The organism is Aminobacter sp. 01T433 (assembly GCF_056398585.1).
In genome coordinates, this window is record NZ_JBFTPR010000006.1 from 109,866 (window position 1) to 135,002 (window position 25,137).

A 25,137-nucleotide genomic window follows, 5' to 3' on the forward strand; every position below is an offset into this window, starting at 1 on the left:
ATCACGGAGATTATTGGGATGCGCGTTGCCGTGCTCGGCGCCGGAGTTGTCGGCGTCACCACCGCCTATGAGCTTGCCCGCGACGGGCACGAAGTGACGGTCATCGACCGGCTTTCCAAGGCGGCGGGGGAGACCAGCTTTGCCAATGCCGGGCTTATCGCACCCGGTCACGCCTACACCTGGTCGTCGCCCAAGGCGCCGCGCATCCTTCTCCGCTCGCTGTTCGACGACAGCCAGGCGCTGCGTTTCAAGCCGAGCCTCGATCCCCGGCTTTGGTCGTGGTCGTGGAAATTCCTGATGAATTGCACGGCCGAAAAGGCGCGCACCAACACCAAGCGCAAGGTGCGCCTGTGCCGCTACTCGCAGGAGCGCCTGCAAGGCATCGTCACCGACACCGGGGTCAACTATCATGGCCTCGACGGCGGCCTGCTCTATCTCTACCGCAAGCCTGAATCCTTCGCGCGGGGTTCGGCCAACACGCGCATTCTGTCTGAGGAAGGGCTGGAACTGCGCGCCGTCTCGCCCGATGAAGCTGCCCGCATCGACCCGGCATTGGCCAAGGTGAAAGACAAATTCGCCGGTGCGGTCTACTGCCCATCCGACGGCAGCGGCGATGCGCATGTCTTCACCCAAAACCTCGCCCGCCATTGTGCCGAAAAGCTCGGCGTCAAGTTCATGTTCGACACCGAGGTCAAGGGTTTCGAGACCAGCGGCGACCGCATCGCCCGCGTCACCACCTCCAAAGGCTCGGTGGCCGCGGATGAATTCGTGCTTTGCCTTGGTGTCTTTGCGCCCGATTTCGCCCGCCGGCTTGGGGTGTCGCTGCCGGTCTACCCGATCAAGGGCTATTCGGTGACGATGCCGGTCGAGGCCACCAATCTTCCGCCCACCGTGGGTGGCGTCGATGAGGACAATCTCGTCGCCTATGCCCGCTTCGGCGACCGGATGCGTGTGACCGCGACCGCCGAATTCGCCGGCTTCGACCGCTCGCACAAGCCCGAGGATTTCCGCCACATGCTGGCGGCCATTCGCGACATTTTCCCCAACGGCGCCGACTACGCCCGACCGCAATATTGGGCCGGCCTCAGGCCAATGACCCCCGAGGGCACGCCGATCTTCGGTCGCGGCGGACGCTTTGCCAACATGGTGTTTAATGTCGGACATGGCCATATGGGCTGGACCATGTCAGCCGGCTCGGCACGCATCACCGCCGACATCGTCAGGCGGGCAAAACCCGGCTTCGATCCGGCCGGAATGCTGGTGCAGTAAGGCATAGCCAAGCCAAATCTACAAAAAAGCCCGCGAAATCGCGGGCTTTTTTCGTTTCAATGGTGCCTCACCAGGGGCGGGCGCCGTCGATGATTTCCATGGCACGCGCAGCAAATCGGCCAGCCAAAGGCGCAACATCGGCGGCATCGGTTGCAGCCGCGTTGCCGGCGCGCGCCCGATCGGCGATGCCGACAAAGATCACGGCAAAACGAAACAGCGAAAAGACCAGATGGAAGCGTTCGAGCGATGCGGTGGGAGTCGCATGGGCGAAATAATGGTCAAGGAATTCGCGCTGGCTCGGAATGCCAAGCGCCTGAATATCGAGGCCAAGGATGCCGCCATATTCGTTGGGCGAGGAATGCCAGGTCATCGAGCAGAAGCCGAGATCGGCGAGCGGGTGGCCAAGCGTCGACAATTCCCAGTCGAGGATGCCGATCACCTCAGGCTTTTCAGGATGAAACAACAGATTGCCGAGCCGGAAATCGCCATGCGCGATCGACACGCGCCCATCGTCCACCGGCATGTTCTGGGGCAGCCAATCGGCAACGGCCTCCAGTGCCGGGATGCGGTCACTCGGTGATTCCCTGAGTTGTCTGGTCCAACGGCCGATCTGGCGTTCGAAATAATTGCCCGGCTTGCCATAGTCGCCAAGGCCGACATCGTCCGGGCGCACCGCATGCAGCTTGGCCATCGCCTCGGCCATGCCGAGATAAATGCCGCGCCGCTCGTCGGGCGACAGGCCTGGAAGCGAGCAGTCATGGAAGACGCGGCCTTCGAGGCGTTCCATCAGGTAGAATGGCGTGCCAAGCGGGGTGTCGCCGTCATGATAGAGCACCGGCTTCGGCACCGGCACGTTGGTCGGCGCCAGCGCTTCGAGCACGCGGAATTCGCGGTCGATGGCGTGCGCGCCGCGCAGGATCGGCCCCGCCGGCTTCTTGCGCAGCACCATGCGGCGCGCGCCGAAATCGACGAAATAGGTCGGGTTGGACTGGCCGCCGCCAATCCGTTCGAACGTCATCTCCCCCGCGCCGAAGCGTTCCGCAAGGAAATCTGCCAGCGCCGCCGGATCGAAGTCCGCATTGCCCTGAACCTTGTCGTCCCCAGCCATCAAGACTTCGCCTCGCCTTCGACATTCCAGTGCCAGAAGTCCGAGCCTTCTTCGTTGAGGAAACGGTTCAGCACCATCTTGTGCACTTCATCGGCACCATCGACCAGCCGCGCCTGACGCGCATAACGGTAGATCCATTCGAGCACCGTGTCCTTGGAATAGCCGCGCGCACCATTGATCTGGATCGCCACGTCGGCGGCGTCATGCAGCACGTTGGCGACCTGCACCTTGGCCATCGACACTTCCTTGCGGGCGAAGCCGCCACGATCGAGTTCCCACGCCGCCTTCATCACCAGCATGCGACCAATCTCGATGCGCATGGCGAGATCGCCGAGCTTGAGCTGGATGCTTTCGCGGTCGGCAAGCCTGATACCAAAGCCGTAGCGTTCGGCGGCATAGGCGCGCGCGATCTCAACGCAGCGCTTGGAGAGGCCGAGCCAGCGCATGCAATGGGTCAGGCGTGCCGGTCCGAGACGGACCTGGGTGACCTTCATGCCCCTGCCCTCGCCGGCAAGCAGGTTTCCGACGGGGATTTCGAGCCCGTCGAACTCCAGCTCGCAATGGCCGCCATGTTCCTCCGGGCCCATGATCTCGATGCGGCGCGTGATCTGCCAGCCGGGCTGATCCTTGTGGAACATCAGCGCCGAAAGTCCGTTGCGCGGATCATCGGAGGTCCGGGCGATCAGGATGAAGTGGCTGGCGTCTTCCGCCCCTGTGATGAACCACTTGCGGCCAGTGACGACATATTTGTCGCCGCGCTTTTCAGCCCGTGTCAGCATCATCGACGGATCGGAGCCGCCGCCGGGATGCGGCTCGGTCATGGCGAAGGCCGAGCGCACCTTGCCTTCGACGATAGGCTTCAGCCATTTTTCCTTTTGCTCAGGCGTTCCGAGCGCTTCCAGCACCATCATGTTGCCGTCGTCGGGTGCTGCCGAATTGAAGACGACCGGGCCGAAGATCGAGCGGTTCATCTCCTCGTAGCAGACTGCCATGCCCATCTTGCCGAGGCCAGCACCACCGGTCTCCGGCTTGAGCTGGAGGCACCACAGGCCGGCGGCCCTGGCCTTGGCCCGAAGTGTCTCGAGCAGCGGCAGGGCGATGTTGCCATGCTCGTCATAGGACGCCTTGTCGGCCTCCACCGGCAGGATCTCGCGCGCCACAAAATCGGCGATGCGGTAGCGATAGTCTTCAACGCGGGCGGGGATGTCGAAATTCATGACGGCACTCACAGGGATGAAACGAGATGGCCGCCATCGACCTCGATCGACGAGCCGGTGATGTAGCTGCCGGCGGCGGAAGCGAGTAAAAGCAAAGCGCCGTCGAGCTCTCCCGGCTGGCCGAGCCGGCGCTGCGGGATGCGCTTGATGAGGTCAAGCCCAGCAGCAGAGGTAAAGAACTCGCGGTTGATGTCGGTCTCGATATAGCCGGGGCACAGCGCGTTGACGCGAATGCCCTCGCGCGCCCATTCGAGCGCCAAAGCCTTGGTCAGCTGGATCACGCCTGCCTTGGAGGCGGCATAGGCGCTGAGACTGCCGGCGACACGGTGGCCGAGGATCGAGGCGATATTGACGACCGCGCCGCCCCGACCCGAAGCCTTCATGCCGCGCGCGACCGCCTGGGCAACGACAAACACACCCTTGAGGTTGGTGTCGAGCACCCGGTCCCATTCGGCCTCATCGAGATCGAGCGCGCGGGATGCGCCTGAAATGCCGGCATTGTTGATCAGTATGTCGAAGCTTAAGCCCGCAAGTGCTGCAGCCACGGACGTGCTGTCGGTCACGTCCATCTGGATGGCGCTGGCTTGGCCGCCTGATGCAACGATGCTCCTACAAGCTTCGTTCAGCGCCTCGCTGCGGCGCGCCGCGAGCGTGACGGCAACACCTTGGCTTGCGAGCAGTTCGGCGAAATGCAGGCCGAGCCCGCCGGAGGCTCCGGTGATGAGGGCGGATTTCCCCTTGAGATCGTCGAACAGCATCAGTGATTACCTCAGAAATCGAGCGAGCGCTCGTTTTCTTTATTCGCCCGCCTCCCCTTTTGCAACTGTGCATTTGCTGATATCTCGGCACGGATGATGCGGCACAAGCATGTCGCGGACGACAGGAGCCAGATTGAACTTCGCAGGGCACAGACAGTGGACGGCGGCATTTTCGACGGAGGCGCTATGCGCGCGCATCCTCGAACGGCATCGCGACACCGTGCGCGTGCAGAAGCCGCATGTCGCCGTTGCCAATCTCGCGCGCATCATCGAGGCTACGCTGAAGCTGTCGAACAAGCAGGGCTTCCACGCCACCAGCCTGCGCGACCTGGCGCAAGCGTCCGGTCTCAGCATGGGCGGGCTCTATTCCTACTTCGACAACAAGACGACGCTGCTGTCGATGATCCTGGGCGAGGTGTCGACAACGGTGAATGAGGTGCTGGGGACTGTGCCGGAGGGGATCGCCGACGATCCGCTTGGCCATCTCAAATGGCTGATCGAGACACATATCCGCCTGACCGAGGCGATGCAGCCCTGGTTCGTCTTTGCCTATATGGAAGCGAAGTCGTTCCCGGCCGCCGAACGCCGGATGGCGGTCGACAGCGAGGCCGCGACCGAGGAGATATTTGCCGCAGTGCTGCGGCAAGGGATGGCCAGCGGCCAGTTCGCCGTCGCCGACATCGAGCTGACGGCGTCGCTGATCAAGCCGCTATTGCAGGACTGGTATGTGAAGCGGGCCAAGTACCGCAAGCGCGGCACGACCATCGAGCACTATGTCGAGGCCGTCTCGGCTTTCGTCGAGGCGGCCATACGGCCAGGCGCCTGATCAGGCAGCCGGCGTCTCGCCGTTCTGCTGCTTGCCCTTGGCCTTGGCGTGCCAATCGAAGTCGATCGAGCCTTCCTCGGCCTTGTGGAAATATTGCGAGCACACCAGCCAGCCCTTGAGCGGCCGAAGCAAAGCCATGCAGCTCAGCACGGTGAGCGGCAAGGTGATGAACAGATGTCCCCAAAGCGGCAGGCCAAATTCCATCTGGAGCCAGACCCCGAAAGCGAGTGCGGGCACAGCAGCAATGGTCATGGCGAAGAAGGCCGGACCGTCGGCGGGGTCGGCGAAAGAATAGTCTAGACCGCAGACTTCGCAGCTCGGCGCGAGCTTCAGAAACCCTGAGAACAGATGACCCATCTGGCAGCGAGGGCAAAGTCCCTGAATGCCGGTTTTCATCGGGTTGTCGGTCGGGGTGAACCCTTCCGCCTTATATCTGGACTGTGACATACGCGCCTCCTTTGGCGGGTCGCGAACACGCGGGCAGCGCCACAAGGCAAGGCGCTCTATCGTGCTCACACATAGGGCGCTTCTCCCTTGTCGGCAAGACAGATATGCATATAATCCGCATACACTCCTATCAATTATCATTGAATGGACGAATTGTATGGAAACAGGTCGCTCATCCTGTGCCGGTCCGCCGCATGGGGCAAAATGTCAGTGGGGGTGCGTCGACTTTGCGCGCTGCGCGGATCAAGATGGGCGTCTATTGCAGGGCGTGAGCAATACCTGACGAGTATCAGCCTAGACCACCAATCGCGCGCAAGCCGATTGTGCATGCAAGAGAGGTCTTCAATGTTCGGCCTGACAGCACTCGAACTGGCCCGCATACAGTTCGGCTTTACCATCTCCTTCCACATCATCTTCCCCGCAATCACCATCGGCCTCGCAAGTTACCTCGCTGTGCTGGAAGGTCTGTGGTTGTGGAAGCGCGACACGGTCTATCGCGACCTCTACCATTTCTGGTCGAAGATCTTCGCCGTCAACTTCGCCATGGGCGTCGTCTCGGGCCTGGTCATGGCCTACCAGTTCGGCACCAACTGGAGTTATTTCTCGGCTTTTGCCGGCTCCGTCACAGGCCCCTTGCTCGCCTATGAAGTGCTCACCGCCTTCTTCCTCGAGGCCGGCTTTCTCGGCGTCATGCTGTTTGGCTGGAACAAGGTCGGGCCAGGACTGCATTTTTTCGCGACACTGATGGTGGCGCTTGGCACGCTGATCTCGGCGACATGGATTCTCGCTTCCAACAGCTGGATGCAGACCCCGCAGGGCTTTGAGATCATCAATGGCATCGTCGTGCCAGTGAACTGGTTCGAGGTGATCTTCAATCCATCCTTCCCCTACCGCCTGGCGCACATGACGGTAGCTGCATTCCTTGCGACCGCACTGTTCGTCGGCGCCTCGGGCGCCTGGCATCTGCTGCGCGGCAATGACAATCGTCGCGTCCGCACAATGCTGTCGATGGCGATGTGGATGCTGCTCGTCTCAGCACCCATCCAGATCTTCATCGGCGATCTGCACGGCCTCAACACGCTGAAGCACCAGCCCGCCAAGATCGCAGCCCTTGAGGGCCATTGGGAAAACAAGCCGGGCGAATCCATACCGCTGACACTGTTTGGCTGGCCGGACATGGAAGCCGAGACGACGCGTTTTGCGGTGAAGGTCCCGTATCTTGGCAGCCTTATCCTTACCCACGATTTGAACGGCCAGTTCCCCGGCCTCAAGGAGTTCGCCAAGGAAGACCGGCCGAACGCGACGATCGTGTTCTGGAGCTTCCGCATCATGGTGGGCCTCGGCATGCTGATGCTGCTGCTCAGCGTCTGGGGGCTGTGGCTCAGGTGGCGGGGCAAGATGTTTGAGACGACCCGGTTCCTTCGCTTCGCCGCCGTGATGGGGCCAACGGGCTTGATCGCCATTCTTGCTGGCTGGTTCACCACCGAAATCGGCCGCCAACCCTGGATCGTCTACGGTGTGATGCGCACCAAGGACGCCGTGTCGAACCATTCTGCACTGGCCATGAGCACCACGCTCATCGTCTTCATCGTGGTCTACTTTTTCGTCTTCGGCATCGGCACCAGCTACATGCTGAAGCTGGTCGCCAAAGGTCCGGAAGACGACGAAGGCGAGCCCATCGAAGGCGAACCACTTGGCTCAGGACGCCCCTCGCGTCCGCTGTCCGCCGCGTCGGAGCACATGGACATGTCTGCGCCGACCCACCAGCACAGGAAAGGCTGAAACCATGGGCATCGATCTTCCCGTAATCTGGGCTGTCATCATTGCCTTCGGCCTAATGATGTATGTCATCATGGACGGTTTCGATCTCGGCATCGGCATCCTGTTCCCCTTCGTCCGCGACCGCGAGGACCGCGACACCATGGTCAACACCGTCGCCCCGGTGTGGGACGGCAACGAGACCTGGCTGGTGCTCGGCGGGGCCGCGATGATGGCGGTCTTCCCGCTCGCCTATGCCACCATCCTCAGCGCACTTTATCTGCCGCTGGTGCTGATGCTGCTCGGTCTGATCTGGCGCGGCGTCGCCTTCGAGTTCCGCTTCAAGGCCGACGAGCACCACAAGCCGTTCTGGGACAAGGCCTTTACCGGCGGCTCTTATGTCGCGACCTTCTTCCAGGGCGTGTCGCTCGGCGCGTTCCTCAACGGTTTTCCGATGGAAAATGGCTCCTATACGGGCGGCGCACTGGACTGGATCACACCTTTCAGCCTATTCACCGGGCTCGGCTTGATCGTCGCCTACGCGCTGCTCGGCAGCACCTGGCTGATCATCAAGACCGAAGGCGCGCTCTACGATCGCATGGTGGCACTGGCGCGGCCGATCACGCTCATCCTGCTCGCCGTCATCGGCATCGTCAGCCTGTGGACACCTTTTGCCCACCCAGACATCGCCGAGCGTTGGTTCAGCTTCCCCAACATCGTCTTCTTCTCGCCGGTGCCGGTGCTTGTGCTGGTCAGCAGCTGGCTGATCCTGCGCTCGCTGCAAGGTACGCCACATGTCGCGCCGTTCCTGCTTGCTTTGTTCGTGCTGTTTCTCGGCTATAGCGGGCTTGGCATCAGCCTGTGGCCGAACATCATCCCGCCGGACATCACGATCCGCGAGGCAGCGGCACCGGCCCAAAGCATGGGCTTCACGCTGGTCGGCGCGCTGTTCATCATTCCCTTCATCTTGGCCTACACCGCCTGGTCCTACTACGTGTTCCGCGGCAAGGTGAAAGCAGGTGAGGGTTATCACTGATGGCAATCCCCTCCGAAGCGCCGCCTTCCTGGCCGAAGCGGGTCGGCTGGCTGGTCCTCATCTGGGCCGCCAGCGTGCTGGGGCTTGGCGTGATCGCTTATCTGTTCCGCTTCCTGATGGGCATCGCTGGCCTGACCGTCTGAACCCCCGATTATGGAAAATAGCATGTACACCGATGTCGCCCGGGCGCTCGACCAGCGCGTTTTTCATGACAAGATCTATGCCGGCGATGTGCTTCGCTTCGGCCAGCTGAAGCCGATGCGCGAGCTCGCAGCGTTCACCCAGGCATTCCTCGAAGACGCGTTCGCGCCCTTCGTGCCGATCGAGATCCACAAGCACCTGTCGCATCAGGAGCAGACCGAGAGCTTTGCGCAACGCCAACGCGACTTCGCGCGTTCGCCCGAGGTCAAGCGCCTGTGGCGCGAGCTGTTTGAGGCAATCGGCCTGGATGCGGACGGGCTTGCCCGCGACAGCCTCTATCTCAGGTTCCAGCCGCATCAGGACCGCGGGGCTGTTGTTCCGCGTGCGCGCACCACCGCGACCATCGCCTTCCACCGCGATACCTGGGGCTCAAATCTTTACGCCCAGACCAACTGGTGGGCGCCGATCTACGACATCACCGAAGGCCGCACCTTTGCGATCTATCCGTCGCTCTGGGATCGTCCGGTGGCCAACACCAGCGCCGACTTCGACCTTGCCGCGCTGTTGGAGCGATCAAAAGCCGGCGGGCGCAACGCCGTCGATGCGGATTCGGCGATCCCGCATCTGACCGAAGAGCTGGAAGTCACAGACGCGACGCCCGTGGTCATTTCACCGGGCGAGATCATCGCGTTTTCCAGCGCGCATGCCCATGCCGGCGTGCCGAACTCGACCGGCCTGACCCGCATCTCGCTTGAAACCCGTACGCTGTGGATCGACGACGTCCGCACCGGGCGCGGCGCACCGAATGTCGACGGACACGCCCCATGGATGTCGCCAGGCATGTTCCGTCGTGTCAGCGATGAGACCTCGCTCAGTGAAATCCTTGGGATGGGCCGGATCGAGCGTTTCGGCGGGCCGATGCCGGCCAGTAGGGTCCCTGCGCTTTAAAGAATAGCGCAGTGTACCGGAGGACAGAGGTTGAACGAGCATCCAGATGCGGGGATCGTGATCGAGACGTCACGGCTCATTCTTGAGCCACTACGGATCGAGCATGCCGAGCTTTGCTTTGAGCACCTCAATGACCCCGAACTTTATGTCCATGTACCGCAAGATCCTCCGGCCAGTATCGAAAAACTGGCTGAACGTTACCGTCATGTCCTGACCAACGCCCCTGTCAATCAGATATGGCTGAACTGGTTCGGAAGGGCCCAAAAGGATGGCGCTCTGGTCTGTTCGGTCCAGGCCACCATCGACATCACCGAGCGTTCGGCCATGCTCGCCTATCAGACCTTCGCGCCAAACCGTCGGCAAGGCATCGCACGGGAGGCGTGCATTGCCGTCATGGATCATCTCGTCTTAGTCCACAACCTCGCGCGGTTCGTGGCGGAGATCGATACGCTCAATGTAGCTTCCAGAAAGCTCCTGGAATCCCTGCATTTCCGACAGATCGGACTGAAAAGAAATGCGGATCATTTCAAAGGACGATCAAGCGATGAATTCACCTACGAGCTGCAGGTTAAACGCTGATCATTTTGGCCAGCGCTACACCACCATGGGCGACATGGTCGACTGCTGAGAAAGCAGATCGGCGACGATCTCCAGGCTTGCTGAAAGCGACGCGTGATCGGGGGCAGCGCCCAGCCCAAGCCGCACGGCTTCAGGCGCCGGACCTGCGACTGAAAAGGCGTCGCTGGTGACGACGCCAATCCCGGCCGAGCGCAAGCGCGCGGCAAAATCGCTGCGATTCCAATGACCGGGAAGCTTGAGCCAAACGTGAAAGCCCTCGGGGTTGGCCTGGACCAGCTTTGCCGGCAGAACTTTCGAGACTATGGCCTGGCGCTGCCTTGCCTCGGCCCTGATCGCTGCCAGGACGGAGAGGGCAACGCCACTTTCTATCCAACGCGTGGCGACAGCCGCAGTCAGCGGCGAGGCCATGCCAGCCGTGGCGCGGATCGCGCCCGCCAGATGGGCTGTGGTGCGCCCTTGCGGGACCACCACATAGGCAATGCGCAACGCCGGCGCCACGCATTTGGCGAGGCCAGCGATGTGGTAGACGATGTCGGGCGCAAGTGCCGCCAAGGTGGCCACCGGATGGACTGGCAGGGCGCCGTAGGCGTCGTCCTCGACGATCAGCACATTGTACTGGCGCGCGATCGAAACGATGCGCTCGCGCCGGGCAAGCGATAGCGTCGCTGTTGTCGGGTTGTGCAGCGTCGGTGTGCAATAAAGCAGTTTCGGCGCGCGTTCGCGGCAGATTTCCTCAAACGCGTCTGGAACAAGGCCTTGCGCGTCCATCGCGACAGCGGCGACAGCGATACGCTGATGTTCGGCAACGGCCAGCAGGCCGGGATAGGTCAGTGCCTCGGCACAGATCGTCTCGCCAGGGGCCGCCAGCGCCCCGATCAGCGCCAGCAGCGCGCCTTGGGCGCCGGGACAGACCATCAAGCGGCCGGGGCCGATGTCGCCCAGGCGCGGCGCGAGCCACATGGCCCCGGCAGCTCTGTCGCGCGACGTGCCCCCGGCCTCCTGGTAACGCATCAGAAGGTCGAGCCCGTCGCCGGCTCTGAGTTCAGTGATGCCGTCCCACATCTTCGCCGCAAGTTCGGGATCATTGAAACGCGGTGGCAGGTTCATGCTCATGTCGATGATGCCGGTGACCGCAGCCGACGCACCTACCGGACGTTGTGCCCGGACATAGGTGCCCTGGCCGACGCGTCCCTCGACCAGCCCGCGCTTGCGCGCCTCGGCATAGGCACGGCTTACCGTAGTGAAGTCGATGCCGAGCTGGTCGGCGAGCGTGCGCTGGGGCGGCAACCGAAACCCGGCAGGCAGCCGGCCCGCCGCGATATCAGTCGAAAGGGCGTCTGCAATTGCCAGATAGAGCGGCCCGCCGGCCTTCGAGACAGAGGGGGACCAGGTTGTTGTCATGACGTCGCAGGCTCCATCACCGTTTGCTCCATATATATGCACAATGTATGGTAATGACCACTACCTTGGCCTGTCAGGCAGACAGGTACCGTCTGCGTCGATCGCATCACTTTTTTGTTTCGGTCTCGCGCCAGACAATGCATCGACGCCGGGATCGCGCGGGAATAGGCTCGGTGTCGCTTGGTCGTCACAAGGCAAGCTCAGATTAGCCGATGCTCGCTGCAACGGCCGCCTTGGTCCTTCCATCAAAGACGACCTGCCACCGGACGCAAACGGCTCGAATTCAATCGAAGAAGGAGACTGGTCATGCCATCGGTAAAGAATGTCGTTCTGGTCCACGGCGCATGGGGCGATGCCTCGCACTGGCGTCACGTCATTCCGCTGCTCCACGCCAAGGGCTACAAGCTCGCCGCGGTACAGAACCCGCTGACCTCGCTGGCCGACGACATCGAACGCACCACCAAGCTCGCCGCCGCCCAGGACGGCCCGACGCTGCTGGTCGGCCACTCCTATGGCGGAGCGGTGATCACCGGTGCCGGTCATGCGCCAAACGTTGCCGGGCTGGTCTATATCGCCGCTTTCGCACCCGATGAAGGCGATAGCCTGGGTAGCATCTTTGCCCGGCGCGAGCCACCGTCGGGTGCCGCCAGCATCCGCCCCGACAAGGATGGCTTCCTGTGGCTCGCCCAAGACACCTTCCGCCAGAGCTTCGGCCAGGATCTCAGCGAGACAGACGCCTTGGTGATGGCGGTGACGCAAAAGCCGATATCGGGGCGCTGCTTTGAGGACAAGTCAGGGCCGGCGGCATGGCACAGCAAGCCGAGCTGGTATCAGGTCTCGAGCCGCGACCACATGATCCCGCCCGAGACCGAGCAGTGGATGGCCGACCGCATGAAGACGCGCAAGACCATCACGCTTGACGCGAGCCACGCCTCGCTGGCTTCGCATCCCAAAGAGGTTGCAGCGCTGATCGATGAGGCGGCAAAGTCGTTTTAGGTGATGGCCCGCACGGCTGCGCTGCCGCGTAGCCGTGCGGGCGGCCAAAAGTGCCGCACCCCGCGATCATGCCTTTCCACTGCAAAATCTGAGTTTGCCGGTTTAAAGCCGCAATCCGCAGGCTATTCCTTGCAGCTTCCCGATCAATCTGATTCCCTGAGCCAGTCCGATTCGGGCAGGGGCGCTGCGCAGGAAACGGAACCATGAGCACTTCCAAGAAACCTGAAATCTCGGAAATGAGGCCGAAGCTGACCGTTATCGGCGTCGGTGGCGGCGGCGGCAACGCCGTCAACAACATGATCGCCGAGGGCCTGGAAGGCACCGAGTTCATCGCCGCCAATACCGATGCCCAGGCGCTGACGATGTCGAAGGCCACAAGGTTGGTCCAACTGGGCGCTGTGGCGACCGAAGGCCTGGGTGCGGGCTCGTTGCCCGAGATCGGCCAGGCCGCGGCTGAAGAATCGATCCACGAGATCATGGACCAGCTTGCCGGCACGCACATGTGCTTCGTCACCGCCGGCATGGGCGGCGGCACCGGAACCGGTGCTGCACCTGTGATCGCGCGCGCGGCGCGTGCAGCCGGTATCCTCACGGTTGCGATCGTCACAAAACCCTTCACCTTCGAAGGCAAGCGCCGCATGCAGATGGCCGAGCAAGGCATCGAGCTTTTGCGCCAGGCCGCCGATACGGTCATCGTCATTCCGAACCAGAACCTGTTCCGCATCGCGACGGAAAAGACGACCTTTGAGGATGCGTTCGGCATGGCCGACCGGGTTCTTTATTCCGGCGTCAGCTGCATCACCAACCTGATCACCAAGGAAGGCCTGATCAATCTCGACTTCGCCGACGTGAAGACGGTGATGCGCGACATGGGCCGCGCCATGATGGGCACCGGCGTGGGCAGCGGCCAAGACCGGGCCAGGAAGGCAGCCGAGGCCTCGATCGCCAATCCGTTGCTCGACGAAAACTCGATGAAGGGCGCCAGGGGTGTTCTGGTCTCGATTTCGGGCGGCATGGACATGACGCTGTTTGAGGTCGATGAAGCAGCCACCCGCATTCGCGAAGAGGTCGGCGACGATGCCGATATCATCGTCGGTGCCATTTTCGACAACTCGCTCGAAGGCCAGTTCAAGGTGTCGGTTGTCGCGACCGGATTGGCTGCGCAGAACTCGCAAGGCGAGCCGGTCGTCAACATGCGCGGCGAACCCGCCCCGTATCAGTCCATGCACTAAAGCGCCGTGCGTCCGAATGGACGCGCAAACGACGCTCTAACACTTGGAATCTGAACAAGGCGGGCGCACCTTGTCGCCCGCACGCAACTTCGCCTGTCCGAGGTTGAGAGTTAGCCGAGCAAGGTCCGCGTCAGCGCGTGGTTCTTGTCAGCCAGGCCGTCAATGACGTTGAAATGGTGACGGTCGGGCTCGACCACGGCATTGGTCGCAGCCCCAAGCCCGGTCCAGATATTGGCGAGAAGCGCGTTCTGGCGCAGGAATTCCGCACGCTCGCCGCCGCCGACCCAGCAAGTAATGCGGGCATTGTCCATCGGCCGCAGCAGTGCGGGGCTCTCGGTCAACGCCTCGGCCTCATCGACCTTGAGCGTCGCGTTCATGCCCGTTCGCATCAGCGGGCGCAGATCGTGCAGGCCTGAGAGCGACACGACATGGCGAATGCGGCGCTGAACGTTGGGCGCAAGCGGCGTGTTGGCGCAAATCATCCGGCTGACAAGGTGCCCGCCGGCGGAATGGCCTGTCAGCACGATCGGGCCATCGACCATCTCCGCGGCCTTGGCAATGGCGGCGCCGATTTCCTTGACGATGTTGCTGATGCCGACTTCCGGGCACAGCGTGTAAGACGGCATCGCTACAGCATAGCCGCTGGCAACCGAGCCCGCAGCAAGGTGTGACCAGAAGCTCTTGTCGAGCGCCATCCAGTAGCCGCCATGGACGAACACCACGAGCCCCTTGGGCGCACCTTCCGGCATGAACAGGTCGAGACGGTTGCGAAGCTTGTCGCCATAGGCGATGTCGAGCTTTGCCCGACCTGCCGCCGACAGCTCATCACGAAATGCCTGCGCCGGTTCGACCCACGCCGCTGGCCAACGCTCGCCGCCGGCGATGTTTGCGCCATTGGTGTAGGCGTTGTCCCAATTGGCGATGTGATGTTCGAGCACTCTGCACCCTCCCTGGCGGCACGTTCAGGGCCATAGCAATGGCCAGCACGCTTGATGCCGTCAATGGGTCTGGGCTAAAAACTTTATGCTTGAAATAATTTTAGTCTGGTGCAATTCTCACGCCATCAGTCGAGAGCGTGGGAGGTCTCGCTGTGCCAAATGGCGGTCGCATCTTCGATCGCAACGGGTGCCGCAGCATATGCTGGACGGCCAGCCCGGCGTCGGCGCAAAGCCTCCCCGCAAGTTACGCATTCCAACACACCCATGGCGACAACGCCGTGGCGATGAGCATCTAGGGGACAGCTGCAGAATGCTTGGACCGTCAGCGCATATCGACACTTTCACGCGCGACAACCTTCCGCCTGAGGAGCAGTGGCCGGATTTCCTGCTCGGCGGCTTCGAGTATCCAGAATACCTCAATGCTGGCGTCGAACTGACCGACAGGCTGGTCGAAAAAGGCCTGGGCGACCACACCGCCCTGATCGGCAACGGCCGCCGCCGCACCTACAAGGAACTGTCCGACTGGACCAACCGCCTCGCCCATGCGCTGGTCGAGAATTACGGCGTCAAGCCGGGCAACCGCGTGCTGATCCGCTCAGCCAACAACCCGGCCATGGTCGCTTGCTGGCTCGCCGCCACCAAGGCCGGTGCTGTGGTCGTAAATACCATGCCGATGCTGCGCGCCGGCGAACTCACCAAGATCGTCGACAAGGCCGAGATCACCATCGCGCTCTGCGACACGCGTCTGATGGACGAGATGATCGCCTGCGCCAAGGACAGCCCGTTCCTCACAAAGGTCATCGGTTTCGACGGCACCGCCAACCACGATGCCGAACTTGATCGCGTAGCGCTCGACAAGTCCGTGATCTTCGAAGCGGTCAAGACCGGCCGTGACGATGTCGCCCTGCTTGGCTTCACCTCGGGCACGACGGGCGTGCCGAAGGCGACGATGCATTTCCATCGCGATCTGCTGATCATCGCCGACGCCTATGCCAAGGAAGTGCTTGCGGTCACGTCGGACGATGTTTTCGTCGGCTCGCCACCGCTGGCCTTCACCTTCGGTCTCGGCGGCCTTGCCATCTTCCCGCTGCGCTTTGGTGCGGCAGCGACCTTGCTCGAGCAGGCGACGCCGCCGAACATGGTCCATATCATCGAGACCTATAAGGCGACGATTTCGTTTACCGCTCCGACCGCCTATCGGGCGATGCTGAAGGCGATGGATGAAGGTGCGGACCTTTCGTCGCTGCGCGTCGCAGTCTCGGCCGGCGAAACCTTGCCGGCACCGGTGTACGAGGAGTGGCTGGCAAAGACCGGCAAGCCGATCCTCGACGGCATCGGCGCAACCGAGATGCTGCACATCTTCATCTCCAACCGCTTCGAGGACATGAAACCTGCCTCGACCGGCAAGCCGGTCGGCGGCTACGAGGCGCGCGTCGTAGACAGCGACATGAACGAGGTGCCGCGCGGCACGGTTGGCAAGCTCGCCGTGCGCGGTCCAACCGGCTGTCGCTACATGGCCGACGACCGTCAGCTTGAATATGTCCGCGATGGCTGGAACGTGACAGGCGACGCCTTCTACCAGGACGCGGACGGCTTTTTCCATTTTGCCGCCCGTTCCGACGACATGATCGTCAGTGCCGGCTACAATATCGCCGGTCCAGAGGTCGAGGCGGCGCTGTTTGCGCATCCTGAAGTCGCCGAATGCGCAGTCATCGGTGCCGAGGATGGCGAGCGCGGCCAGATCGTCGAAGCCTATGTCGTGCTGGTGCAAGGCGTGGCCGCGGATGCCGAGACCATCAAACGCCTGCAGGACCATGTCAAAGCAACGATCGCGCCCTATAAGTACCCCCGATCGGTGAAGTTCATCGACGCCCTGCCCAAGACCCAGACCGGCAAGATCCAGCGCTTCCGGCTGCGCGCGGAGAAGATGAATTGAGCAAGCCATACGATCCCTCCACCGAGGGCGCGCAGATGTCGTTCAAGGACCGCATGTCCTACAGCGACTATTTGCACCTCGAAAAAATCCTCGACGCCCAGGCGCCGCTTTCGACCGCTCACGACGAGATGCTGTTCATCATCCAGCATCAGACCTCCGAGCTGTGGATGAAGCTGGCCCTGCACGAGATCGGCTCGGCGATCCGCTCGATCCGCGCCGACAAGCTCGAGCCTTCGTTCAAGATGCTGACGCGCGTATCGCGCATCTTCGAGCAGCTCAACAGTGCCTGGGACGTGCTGAGGACAATGACGCCCAGCGAGTACACCGAGTTCCGCGACTCGCTCGGCCAGTCCTCCGGCTTCCAGTCGTGGCAATATCGCGCCATCGAATTCATGGCCGGCAACCGCAACCTGGCCATGCTGCGCCCGCATGCACACCAGCCTGAGCTCAGCGCCAAGCTGGAAGCGGTGCTCGCCCAGCCATCGCTCTATGACGAAGCGATCCTGCTGCTTGGCCGCAACGGCTTCGATGTCGGGGCGGACGCCAAGCGCGCCGACTGGCGCGAAACCCGTACCGAAAGCGAAGAAGTGCTGGTCGCCTGGCAGGCCGTCTACCGCGATCCGCAGCGCTACTGGATGTTTTACGAACTGGCCGAGAAGCTGGTCGATTTCGAGGATTACTTCCGGCGCTGGCGCTTCAACCACGTCACCACGGTCGAACGCATCATCGGCATGAAACGCGGCACGGGCGGCACGTCGGGCGCTTCGTATCTAAAGAAGATGCTGGAGGTTGAACTGTTTCCTGAACTCTGGAAAGTTCGTACCCGGCTCTAAAGCTATTTTATCTATATTGAAAACACTGGGAGGGAGAGAGAAATGAAGAATATTCTGGCAGCCAGCATGTTTGCCTTGTCGCTGGCAGCGTCCGGCCTGGCCTATGCCGAGCCGGTCAAGATCGGCGTCATCACCACGCTTTCTGGCGGGGGCGCGGGCCTCGGCGTCGACATGCGCGATGCCTTTACGCTGGCCATGAAGCAATCCGGCAACAAGGATGTCGAGCTGGTCATCGAAGACGATGCCCAGAAGCCCGAGATCGCGGTGCAGCTCGCCGAAAAGATGATCCAGAGCGACAAGGTCGACCTGCTCACCGGCATCATCTGGTCGAACCTCGCCATGGCCGTGGTGCCCAACGCCGTGGCACAGGACGTCATCTACCTGTCGCCCAATGCCGGCCCCTCGGCGCTGGCCGGTGCCAAATGCAACAAGAACTATTTCAACGTCGCCTACCAGAACGACAACTTCCACGAGGCGATGGGTCAGTACGCCAACAAGGACTACAAGAAGACCTTCATCCTCGCCCCGAACTATCCCGCCGGCAAGGATTCGCTGACAGGCTTCAAGCGCTACTACAAGGGCGAGCTGGCGGGTGAGGTCTACACCCAGGTCGGCCAGACCGACTACGCCGCCGAGATCGCCCAGATCCGCGATTCCGGCGCCGATTCGGTGTTCTTCTTCCTGCCCGGCGGCATGGGCATCTCCTTCATGAAGCAGTATGCCCAGTCGGGCGTGAACACCCCGGTCATGGGCCCAGGCTTCTCCTTCGACCAGGACATTCTGCCTGCGGTTGGCGACGCGGCGCTTGGCGTCAAGAACTCGGCAAGCTGGTCCAAGGACCTCGACAACGAGGCCAACAAGCAGTTCGTCGAAGCCTTCAAGGCAGAGTACAACCGCCTGCCCTCGATCTATGCCGCCCAGAGCTGGGATACCGCGAACCTGATCCTGTCGGCGCTGTCCAAGGCAAGCGTCAAGGACAAGGACGCGTTCCGCGCGGCCCTCAAGACCGCCGACTTCAAGTCGGTACGCGGCGAGTTCACCTTCAACACCAACAACCACCCGGTCCAGAACATCTATGTTCGCGAAGTGGTGAAGGAAGGCGACGTCTTGACCAACAAGATCATCGCCACCGCCTTCGAAGACCACAAGGACGCCTACGCCGACCAGTGCAAGATGTGAGCTTCCTTACTCCCCGCATGCGGGGAGAAGGTGCAGGCAGGCGGATGAGGGGTCGTGGATACGTCCACAAGTCCAGAGCTGCCCCTCACCCTTACCCTCTCCCCGAAAACGGGGAGAGGGAGGCGCCTTCGTCGCATCCTTAAATCCAGCCCGCGAAAGTGTACCTTTGTCCATAGCACTGCTCCTCGAGCAAATTCTCAACGGGCTGCAGCTCGGGGTGATGCTGTTCCTGATGGCCGCCGGCCTGACGCTGATCTTCGGCGTCATGGGCCTGATCAACCTCGCCCATGGCTCGCTCTATATGGTCGGCGCCTTTGCCTGTGCCGCCGTCGCTGCTGCCACCGGCTCGTTCTGGATCGGCCTTGTGGCGAGCCTGATAGCTGCGGCAGCCGCCGGCGCGATCATGGAAATTCTGGTCATCCGCAGGCTTTATGAGCGCGACCATCTCGACCAGGTGCTGGCGACCTTTGCGTTGATCCTGATCTTTTCGGAAGGCACGCGCTGGCTGTTCGGCTCGTTCCCGCTCTATCTCGACATCCCGCCGCTGCTGCAAGGTGCTGTGCCCCTGCCCGGCGGCGGCCAGTACCAGCTCTATCGTCTCGCCATCATCGGTGTGGGCATCGTGGTTGCTGTCGGGCTCTATCTGCTGATCTCTCGTACCCGGCTCGGCATGCGCATCCGCGCGGGTGAATCGGACCGCGAGATGATCGCGGCCCTTGGTGTCGACATCCGCACCCTCTACACCGTCGTTTTCGCGCTTGGTGCCGCCCTTGCCGGCCTTGCCGGCGCTCTTGTCGGCGCGCTGCAATCGGTGCAGGTCGGCATGGGCGAGCCAGCGCTCATCCTCGCCTTCGTCGTCATCGTCATCGGTGGCATCGGCTCGATCAAGGGCGCGCTGTTTGGCGCCATCCTCGTCGGCCTCGTCGACACGATGGGCCGTTTCCTGTTGCCCAAGGCGCTGGCGTTGATGATGCCGGCGGCACAGGCCGGACTGATCGGTGCCTCGCTCGCCTCCATGCTGATCTACATCGTCATGGCCCTGATCCTCGCTTTCAGGCCGAGCGGCCTGTTTGCAGCACAGTCGTGAGGGTCGCCATGAGCCGCGAAACCATCGTCAACATTCTGCTGGCGCTCCTGTTGCTGGCAATCCCGCTCGGTGCGACAGCCATGGGCGAGCAATTCTACGTCACGCTTGCCACGCGTATCGCCATCCTCGCGCTCGCCGCCGTCGGGCTCAACATCGCCCTCGGTCTCGGTGGGCTGGTGTCCTTCGGCCACGCCGCCTTCTTCGGTCTTGGCGGCTATGCTGCCGGCATCCTTGCGACCCACGCCTTCAACGCCGAACCGCTATTCTTCGGCCTCCAAGGCTCGACGTCGATGCCGGTGATCTGGCTGGTGGCGATCATGGTCTGCGGTCTTGTCGCCTTGCCGATCGGGGTGATCAGCCTGCGCACGACGGGCGTTTATTTCATCATGATCACCCTCGCCTTCGCGCAGATGATCTACTACTTCGCCATTTCCTGGCCGGCCTATGGCGGCGAGGACGGGCTGTCGATCTATGTCCGCAACACCTTTCCCGGCATCAACACGGCACAGCCCCTGCCCTATTTCCTGATCTGCTATGTCGTGCTGATGGCAGCACTTGGCCTGTTTTGGCTTCTGCGTGGCTCGCGCTTCGGCGCCGCATTGCAGGCAGCGCGGCAGAACGCGACCAGGCTTTCCGCCGTCGGCATCGCGCCCTTCAACATCAGGCTCGTTGCCTTCGCCATTTCGGCCATGGTCACCGGGTTGGCCGGTGCGCTGTTTGCCGACCTCAACCGCTTCGTCAGCCCCTCGATGCTGTCCTGGCACATGTCGGGCGAGCTCATCGTTTTGATCATCCTCGGCGGCAAGGGCCGACTGTTCGGCCCGGTCGCGGGTGCCATGCTCTACGTGTTGTTCGAATTCGCGCTCGGCGGCATCACCGAGCGTTGGCAGTTCTTCCTTGGCCTGATCCTGCTCGGCGTCGTTTTGTTTGCGCGCGGTGGCCTGCTTGGCCTGCTGGCTGGAAAGGCACGTCATGGCTGAGCCGGTCCTCGAAATCCGCGACCTCAAGAAAACCTTCGGCGCGTTGAAGGCCACAGACGGCGTTAGCCTCGATCTCAGGCCGGGCGAAATCCATGCGCTGATCGGGCCCAATGGCGCGGGCAAAAGCACGCTGATCCACCAGATCTCGGGATCGCTGCGGCCCGACAGCGGCAGCATTCGTTTCCTTGGCCAGGATATGGCCGGACTCGATATGGCGGCGCGTGCGCGGTTCGGCCTCGGCCGCAGCTTCCAGATTTCGTCGCTGGCGCAGGAGTTTTCCGCCCTGCGTAACGTCATGCTGGCGGTGCAGGCACGCCAGGGAACGAGCTTTCGTTTCTTTCGTCCAGTCATGAGCGACAAGAGCCTGACCGAACCGGCTATGGCGATGCTGGAGCGGGTCGGCCTCGCCGGGCGCGCTTATGTGCCAGCCGCCGAGCTGTCGCATGGCGAACGCCGACAGCTTGAAATCGCCATTGCGCTGGCGCTTGGGTCGAAGGCCTTTCTGTTCGACGAGCCTATGGCTGGCATGGGGCCCGAAGGCTCGAAGAGCCTGACGAAATTCCTCAACGGCCTGCGCCACGAAGCGCCGATCCTTCTGGTCGAGCACGACATGGATGCCGTCTTCGCGCTCGCCGACCGCATTTCGGTCCTTGTCTATGGCCGCGTCATCGCCACCGGCACGGTGGACGAAATCCGCAACGATCCCGAAGTGCGCCGGGCCTATCTCGGAGAAGCCGCGTGAGCCTGCTCGAACTCAAAGGAGTCGAAACCTTCTACGGCGCATCGCAGGCGCTGTTTGGCGTCTCGCTCGACGTCAACGAGGGTGAGGTCGTGGCGCTAATGGGCCGCAATGGCATGGGCAAGACGACGACGATCAATTCGATCCTCGGTCTTGCGAAACCGCGCTCGGGCTCGATCAGCTTTGGCGGCCGCCAGGTCGCCGGCATGCGCCCGCACCGCATCGCACGCCTCGGCCTCGGCCTGGTGCCGGAGGGCAGGCGCTGCTTTCCCAATCTGACGGTGCTGGAGAACCTGCTTGCCGCAGCACGCGGCAGCGAGTGGACATTGGAAAAAGTGGTCGAGCTGTTTCCGCGCCTCGGTGAACGCCGCGATCAATATGCCAACACGCTGTCAGGCGGCGAGCAGCAGATGCTGGCGATCGGCCGCGCGCTGATGACCAATCCGAGCCTGCTCATTCTCGATGAGGCGACAGAGGGACTTGCCCCCGTCATCCGCCACGACATCTGGGCGGCGATCCGCAAGCTCAAGGCGAGCGGACAGTCGATCCTTGTCGTCGACAAGACGCTTGCCGAACTGCTGCCGGTGGCCGACCGCTGCTTTGTTCTTGAAAAGGGCGTAACGGTCTTTTCCGGCGCGCCAGAGGCGCTGACGCCTGAGGTCCAGGACCGCTATCTCGGGGTGTGAAAAAGGGCGGCTCAGCCGCCCTTTTTACAATCTCTCTAGCCGGCTCGCTCAGGTCACCGCAGATTTGACGGCGAAACGTTCGTCCTTCCACGCGCCGGTGCGCATGATGTCCTCAAGCACTTCCACCGCCTGCCAGACATCCTTGTAGCCGACATAGAGCGGCGTGAAGCCGAAGCGGACCGTTGCCGGCGCCCGGAAATCGCCGATCACGCCTCGCTCGATCAGCGCCCGCATGACCTGATAGGCATGCGGATGGACGAACGAAACCTGGCTGCCGCGCTTGGCGCCGTCGCGCGGGCTTTCGAGCTCGAGGCCATAGGCGCCGCATTTCGCTTCAACCAGCTGGATGAACAAATCGGTCAAGGCGATGCTTTTTGTCCTGAGCGCCGTCATGTCGACGTCGTCCCAGATGTCGAGCGCGCCCTTGAGCGCGCGCATCGTCAGGATCGGCTGGGTGCCGCACAAGAACCGGCGGATGCCCGCATCGGCCGCATAACCCTGCTCGAAAGCGAAGGGCCGGGCATGGCCCCACCAGCCGCTCAATGGCTGGCGGACATCGGCCAGATGGCGGGTTGCTGCGTAGATGAAGGCCGGCGCGCCGGGGCCGCCATTGATGTATTTGTAGGTGCAGCCGACGGCGAAGTCGACATTGGCGCCGTCGAGGTCGACCGGCAGGGCGCCTGCCGTGTGGCAGAGATCCCAGACGATCAGCGCGCCTGCGGCGTGCGCTTTCCGGGTCAGTGCCGCCATGTCGCGCAGTTCGCCCGACTTGTAGTTGACGTGGTTGACCAGGACCACAGCGACACTCTCGTCGATCAGCTCTTCGATGCCGGGCGCATCGACGCCTTCGAGACGCAGCACGGCACCAGCCCGCGTCGAAGCGACGCCCTCGGCCATGTACAGGTCCGTCGGGAAGCTGTTGCCCTCGGCGACGATGACCGAGCGGTTCGGCCGCATCGCCAGTGCTGCATGCAGCACCTTGTAGATGTTGGTCGAAGTGGTGTCGCAGACAACCGTCTGGCCGGGTGCGGCGCCGATCAGGCGGCCGATCCTGTCGCCGAGCTCGGTTGGCATGTCGAACCAGCTGGCAGTGTTCCAGGCGCGGATCAGGTCCTGCGCCCACTCCTTGGACGCAGCCGCCTGGAGCTCGGAGAAGGCGGCGTGCGAAGCAGCCCCCAGCGAATTGCCGTCGAGATAGATCACTCCTTCCGGCAGGATGAAGCGGTCGCGCATCGAGCGCAGCGGATCGGCAGCGTCCATCGCCTCGATCGCGGCGAGATCAGGAATTGCAGTCATGATGCGGGCTATCCTTGATTATTCGCGAATGGTTTCGCGTGCTTGTGCCGGTCCCCGGCTGCGACGCAGGCTCGGCAGAGCAAGCATGGCAAGCACGAACAGGCCGGTGGCGAGCTTCAGGTCGGGGGGCGGCATGCCGGCGGCGAGGCAGAACGACACGAGCTGGTAGTAGACCACAGCACCGACAAACGGGGCGGCGAGCTGGCGCAGCACAGTCTGCTTGCCGACGATGGCTTCGCCGATCATCAGCGCGGCAAGGCCGTTGATCAGGATGCCGAGGCCCATATTGACGTCGGCAAAGCCTTGGCTCTGCACCATCAGCGCACCGCTGGTTGCCGAAAACGCGCTGGCGAGGCCAACGCCGCCGATGGTGGCGACCCAGACATTGATGCCCTGTGCTTCGGCCATGTCGGGGTTGGCACCGACCGCGCGGATCGCCGTGCCCTTCTCGGTCTTGAAGAACATGTTGAGCAGGATGAAGACGATGGCCCCGATCAAGCCAGCCACGATGATCTTGGCAGCCGGGAAGCCCGGCTGGACGAACGGTGCCCAGTCGAACACTGTGGGCGCGCCGAAAACCGAAAGGTTCGACTTGCCCATGATGCGCAGATTGATGCTGTAGAGCATCGTCATCATCAAGATGCCGGCGAGCAGCGTGTGGATGCGGAAACGCAGATGGATGAAGGCGGTGCAGCAGCCGGCGAGGAAGCCGGCGATCAGCGCAACTGCAATCGCCGTCAGCGGTGAAGCGCCAGACGCCAGAAGCACGCCGCAGACGCAGCCTCCGAGCGGAAACGCACCTTCGCTGGTGAGGTCGGGGAAGTTGAGCGTACGGAACGGGATCATGATGCCGAGCACGACGAATGCCAGGATCAAGCTCTGCGCCAGGGTGACGGGAATGAGCGAGACGAAGCTCGTGAAAACAGTCTGGATAAGGTCCATGATGATCAGCTCGCCAGCAACATGCGGTCGGTTTTCACGGAGAAATGGCCGATCAGGTCGACGACGGTGACCTTGGCCTTTTCCTCGCCGGAGATTTCGAGGCGGAGCTTGCCGGCGTCGAGCATGATGACGCTGTGACCGTAATCGACGGCATGCTGCATGTTGTGGGTCACCATCAAAGTGGTGAGCTTAAGCGCTTCCACGGCACGCACGGTCGCCTTCATGACAATGTCGGCGGTGCGCGGATCAAGGGCTGCGGTATGCTCGTCGAGCAACAGCAGGTCCGGTGAGCCGCCAACCGCCATGATCAGCGACAGTGACTGGCGCTGGCCGCCCGAAAGCAGTTCGACGCGGGTGTCGAGGCGATTTTCAAGGCCGAGCCCGAGGAGCTCGAGACGTTCCTTGTAGGTGGCCAGGCGGGTTGGGTTGAGGCCCTGGCGCAAGGTGCGCTTCTTGGAGCGAAGATCAGCGAGCAGCATGTTTTCGGCAACCGTCATCGAGGCGGCCGTGCCCTTCATCGGGTCCTGGAAGACGCGCGCCAGACGGATCGCCCGCTTGTGCACCGGCATATCCGAGACATCGTCGCCATTGATGAGGATCTGGCCGGAATCAAGCACCAGTGCGCCCGAAATGGCATTGAGCATGCTGCTCTTGCCGGCACCGTTGGAGCCGATGACGACGCCGAATTCCCCGGTGGCGAGCTTGAGGCTGAGGCCGTCCAGCGCGACCTTCTCGTCGGCCTGGCCCTTGTAGAAAACTTTACGTGCAGATCGGATTTCGAGCATCCGTCCCTCCCGAAAGAGGT

25 protein-coding genes are annotated in these 25,137 nt (G+C 62.5%); 16 read left to right on the top strand and 9 right to left on the bottom strand.

What is annotated here, in order from left to right; translation table 11 throughout:
- Positions 1 to 18 precede the first annotated feature (18 nt).
- Positions 19 to 1,269: a D-amino acid dehydrogenase gene (locus AC1DLV_RS12770; RefSeq protein WP_476799927.1), complete on the top strand. Its 1,251-nt coding sequence runs from the start codon at positions 19 to 21 to the stop codon at positions 1,267 to 1,269.
- 67 nt (positions 1,270 to 1,336) lie between these two features.
- Here AC1DLV_RS12770 and AC1DLV_RS12775 read toward each other — a convergent pair whose 3' ends face one another.
- From AC1DLV_RS12775 to AC1DLV_RS12785, 3 genes are read right to left on the bottom strand one after another with little or no spacing between them, the layout of a single operon-like run.
- The gene (locus tag AC1DLV_RS12775; protein ID WP_476799928.1) at positions 1,337 to 2,377 is read right to left on the bottom strand and encodes a phosphotransferase family protein; all 1,041 of its coding nucleotides are present in this window, start codon (positions 2,375 to 2,377) and stop codon (positions 1,337 to 1,339) included.
- A complete protein-coding gene (locus tag AC1DLV_RS12780) occupies positions 2,377 to 3,594 on the bottom strand; it encodes an acyl-CoA dehydrogenase family protein (RefSeq protein ID WP_476799929.1) in 1,218 nt (405 codons plus the stop codon). The genes AC1DLV_RS12775 and AC1DLV_RS12780 overlap by 1 nt, the downstream gene beginning before the upstream one ends.
- Positions 3,595 to 3,602: 8 nt before the next feature.
- On the bottom strand, positions 3,603 to 4,352 hold the full coding sequence (locus AC1DLV_RS12785; RefSeq protein ID WP_476799930.1) for an SDR family NAD(P)-dependent oxidoreductase: 750 nt from the start codon (positions 4,350 to 4,352) through the stop codon (positions 3,603 to 3,605).
- Positions 4,353 to 4,485: 133 nt separating this feature from the next.
- Here AC1DLV_RS12785 and AC1DLV_RS12790 point away from each other — a divergent pair, with 133 nt between their 5' ends.
- On the top strand, positions 4,486 to 5,178 hold the full coding sequence (locus AC1DLV_RS12790; RefSeq protein WP_476799931.1) for a TetR/AcrR family transcriptional regulator: 693 nt from the start codon (positions 4,486 to 4,488) through the stop codon (positions 5,176 to 5,178).
- Here AC1DLV_RS12790 and AC1DLV_RS12795 read toward each other — a convergent pair whose 3' ends face one another.
- Positions 5,179 to 5,625: a DUF983 domain-containing protein gene (locus AC1DLV_RS12795; RefSeq protein ID WP_476799932.1), complete on the bottom strand. Its 447-nt coding sequence runs from the start codon at positions 5,623 to 5,625 to the stop codon at positions 5,179 to 5,181.
- 345 nt (positions 5,626 to 5,970) lie between these two features.
- On the opposite strand from AC1DLV_RS12795, the gene AC1DLV_RS12800 reads away from it, so the two are divergent.
- From AC1DLV_RS12800 to AC1DLV_RS12820, 5 genes are read left to right on the top strand one after another with little or no spacing between them, the layout of a single operon-like run.
- On the top strand, positions 5,971 to 7,407 hold the full coding sequence (locus AC1DLV_RS12800) for a cytochrome ubiquinol oxidase subunit I (RefSeq protein WP_476799933.1): 1,437 nt from the start codon (positions 5,971 to 5,973) through the stop codon (positions 7,405 to 7,407).
- Positions 7,408 to 7,411: 4 nt separating this feature from the next.
- Positions 7,412 to 8,419, top strand: coding sequence for a cytochrome d ubiquinol oxidase subunit II (cydB, locus tag AC1DLV_RS12805; RefSeq protein ID WP_476799934.1), 1,008 nt, complete (start codon positions 7,412 to 7,414; stop codon positions 8,417 to 8,419).
- Entirely contained in the window at positions 8,419 to 8,562 is a 144-nt protein-coding gene (locus tag AC1DLV_RS12810) for a DUF2474 domain-containing protein (protein WP_476799935.1), read from the top strand. The genes cydB and AC1DLV_RS12810 overlap by 1 nt, the downstream gene beginning before the upstream one ends.
- A gap of 22 nt (positions 8,563 to 8,584) precedes the next feature.
- Positions 8,585 to 9,508, top strand: coding sequence for a hypothetical protein (locus AC1DLV_RS12815; RefSeq protein ID WP_476799936.1), 924 nt, complete (start codon positions 8,585 to 8,587; stop codon positions 9,506 to 9,508).
- A 30-nt stretch (positions 9,509 to 9,538) separates the two neighbouring features.
- Complete coding sequence (locus tag AC1DLV_RS12820) at positions 9,539 to 10,087, top strand: GNAT family N-acetyltransferase (protein WP_476799937.1); 549 nt, start codon at positions 9,539 to 9,541, stop codon at positions 10,085 to 10,087.
- A gap of 15 nt (positions 10,088 to 10,102) precedes the next feature.
- Here AC1DLV_RS12820 and AC1DLV_RS12825 read toward each other — a convergent pair whose 3' ends face one another.
- Positions 10,103 to 11,488, bottom strand: a complete 1,386-nt coding sequence (locus AC1DLV_RS12825; protein WP_476799938.1) for an aminotransferase-like domain-containing protein — start codon at positions 11,486 to 11,488, stop codon at positions 10,103 to 10,105.
- A gap of 306 nt (positions 11,489 to 11,794) precedes the next feature.
- Between AC1DLV_RS12825 and AC1DLV_RS12830 the strand changes: the two genes are divergently transcribed.
- Positions 11,795 to 12,484, top strand: coding sequence for an alpha/beta fold hydrolase (locus AC1DLV_RS12830; protein ID WP_476799939.1), 690 nt, complete (start codon positions 11,795 to 11,797; stop codon positions 12,482 to 12,484).
- A 203-nt stretch (positions 12,485 to 12,687) separates the two neighbouring features.
- Positions 12,688 to 13,716, top strand: coding sequence for a cell division protein FtsZ (gene ftsZ, locus AC1DLV_RS12835; protein ID WP_476799940.1), 1,029 nt, complete (start codon positions 12,688 to 12,690; stop codon positions 13,714 to 13,716).
- 110 nt (positions 13,717 to 13,826) lie between these two features.
- Here the strand turns inward: ftsZ and AC1DLV_RS12840 are convergent, their stop codons facing one another.
- Positions 13,827 to 14,465: an alpha/beta hydrolase gene (locus tag AC1DLV_RS12840; protein ID WP_476800079.1), complete on the bottom strand. Its 639-nt coding sequence runs from the start codon at positions 14,463 to 14,465 to the stop codon at positions 13,827 to 13,829.
- Between the two features lie 499 nt (positions 14,466 to 14,964).
- Here AC1DLV_RS12840 and AC1DLV_RS12845 point away from each other — a divergent pair, with 499 nt between their 5' ends.
- From AC1DLV_RS12845 to AC1DLV_RS12875, 7 genes are all read left to right on the top strand, one after another.
- Complete coding sequence (locus AC1DLV_RS12845; RefSeq protein WP_476799941.1) at positions 14,965 to 16,590, top strand: AMP-binding protein; 1,626 nt, start codon at positions 14,965 to 14,967, stop codon at positions 16,588 to 16,590.
- The gene (gene kynA, locus AC1DLV_RS12850; RefSeq protein ID WP_476799942.1) at positions 16,587 to 17,423 is read left to right on the top strand and encodes a tryptophan 2,3-dioxygenase; all 837 of its coding nucleotides are present in this window, start codon (positions 16,587 to 16,589) and stop codon (positions 17,421 to 17,423) included. Before AC1DLV_RS12845 ends, kynA begins: the two co-directional genes overlap by 4 nt.
- Positions 17,424 to 17,465: 42 nt before the next feature.
- The gene (locus AC1DLV_RS12855) at positions 17,466 to 18,602 is read left to right on the top strand and encodes an ABC transporter substrate-binding protein (protein WP_476799943.1); all 1,137 of its coding nucleotides are present in this window, start codon (positions 17,466 to 17,468) and stop codon (positions 18,600 to 18,602) included.
- 166 nt (positions 18,603 to 18,768) lie between these two features.
- Positions 18,769 to 19,689 carry a branched-chain amino acid ABC transporter permease gene (locus AC1DLV_RS12860; RefSeq protein ID WP_476799944.1) on the top strand — a complete coding sequence of 307 codons (921 nt, stop codon included), beginning with the start codon at positions 18,769 to 18,771 and terminating at the stop codon, positions 19,687 to 19,689.
- A gap of 8 nt (positions 19,690 to 19,697) precedes the next feature.
- Positions 19,698 to 20,669: a branched-chain amino acid ABC transporter permease gene (locus AC1DLV_RS12865; protein WP_476799945.1), complete on the top strand. Its 972-nt coding sequence runs from the start codon at positions 19,698 to 19,700 to the stop codon at positions 20,667 to 20,669.
- The gene (locus AC1DLV_RS12870) at positions 20,662 to 21,411 is read left to right on the top strand and encodes an ABC transporter ATP-binding protein (RefSeq protein ID WP_476799946.1); all 750 of its coding nucleotides are present in this window, start codon (positions 20,662 to 20,664) and stop codon (positions 21,409 to 21,411) included. The genes AC1DLV_RS12865 and AC1DLV_RS12870 overlap by 8 nt, the downstream gene beginning before the upstream one ends.
- Positions 21,408 to 22,094, top strand: coding sequence for an ABC transporter ATP-binding protein (locus AC1DLV_RS12875; RefSeq protein ID WP_476799947.1), 687 nt, complete (start codon positions 21,408 to 21,410; stop codon positions 22,092 to 22,094). Before AC1DLV_RS12870 ends, AC1DLV_RS12875 begins: the two co-directional genes overlap by 4 nt.
- A gap of 48 nt (positions 22,095 to 22,142) precedes the next feature.
- Here AC1DLV_RS12875 and kynU read toward each other — a convergent pair whose 3' ends face one another.
- Genes kynU through AC1DLV_RS12890 form a run of 3 tightly spaced genes read right to left on the bottom strand, consistent with a single transcriptional unit; the run spans position 22,143 to position 25,117 of the window.
- Positions 22,143 to 23,390 carry a kynureninase gene (kynU, locus tag AC1DLV_RS12880; protein ID WP_476799948.1) on the bottom strand — a complete coding sequence of 416 codons (1,248 nt, stop codon included), beginning with the start codon at positions 23,388 to 23,390 and terminating at the stop codon, positions 22,143 to 22,145.
- Positions 23,391 to 23,408: 18 nt separating this feature from the next.
- A complete protein-coding gene (locus tag AC1DLV_RS12885; RefSeq protein WP_476799949.1) occupies positions 23,409 to 24,332 on the bottom strand; it encodes an ABC transporter permease in 924 nt (307 codons plus the stop codon).
- Between the two features lie 5 nt (positions 24,333 to 24,337).
- A complete protein-coding gene (locus AC1DLV_RS12890; RefSeq protein ID WP_476799950.1) occupies positions 24,338 to 25,117 on the bottom strand; it encodes an ABC transporter ATP-binding protein in 780 nt (259 codons plus the stop codon).
- Positions 25,118 to 25,137 lie beyond the last annotated feature (20 nt).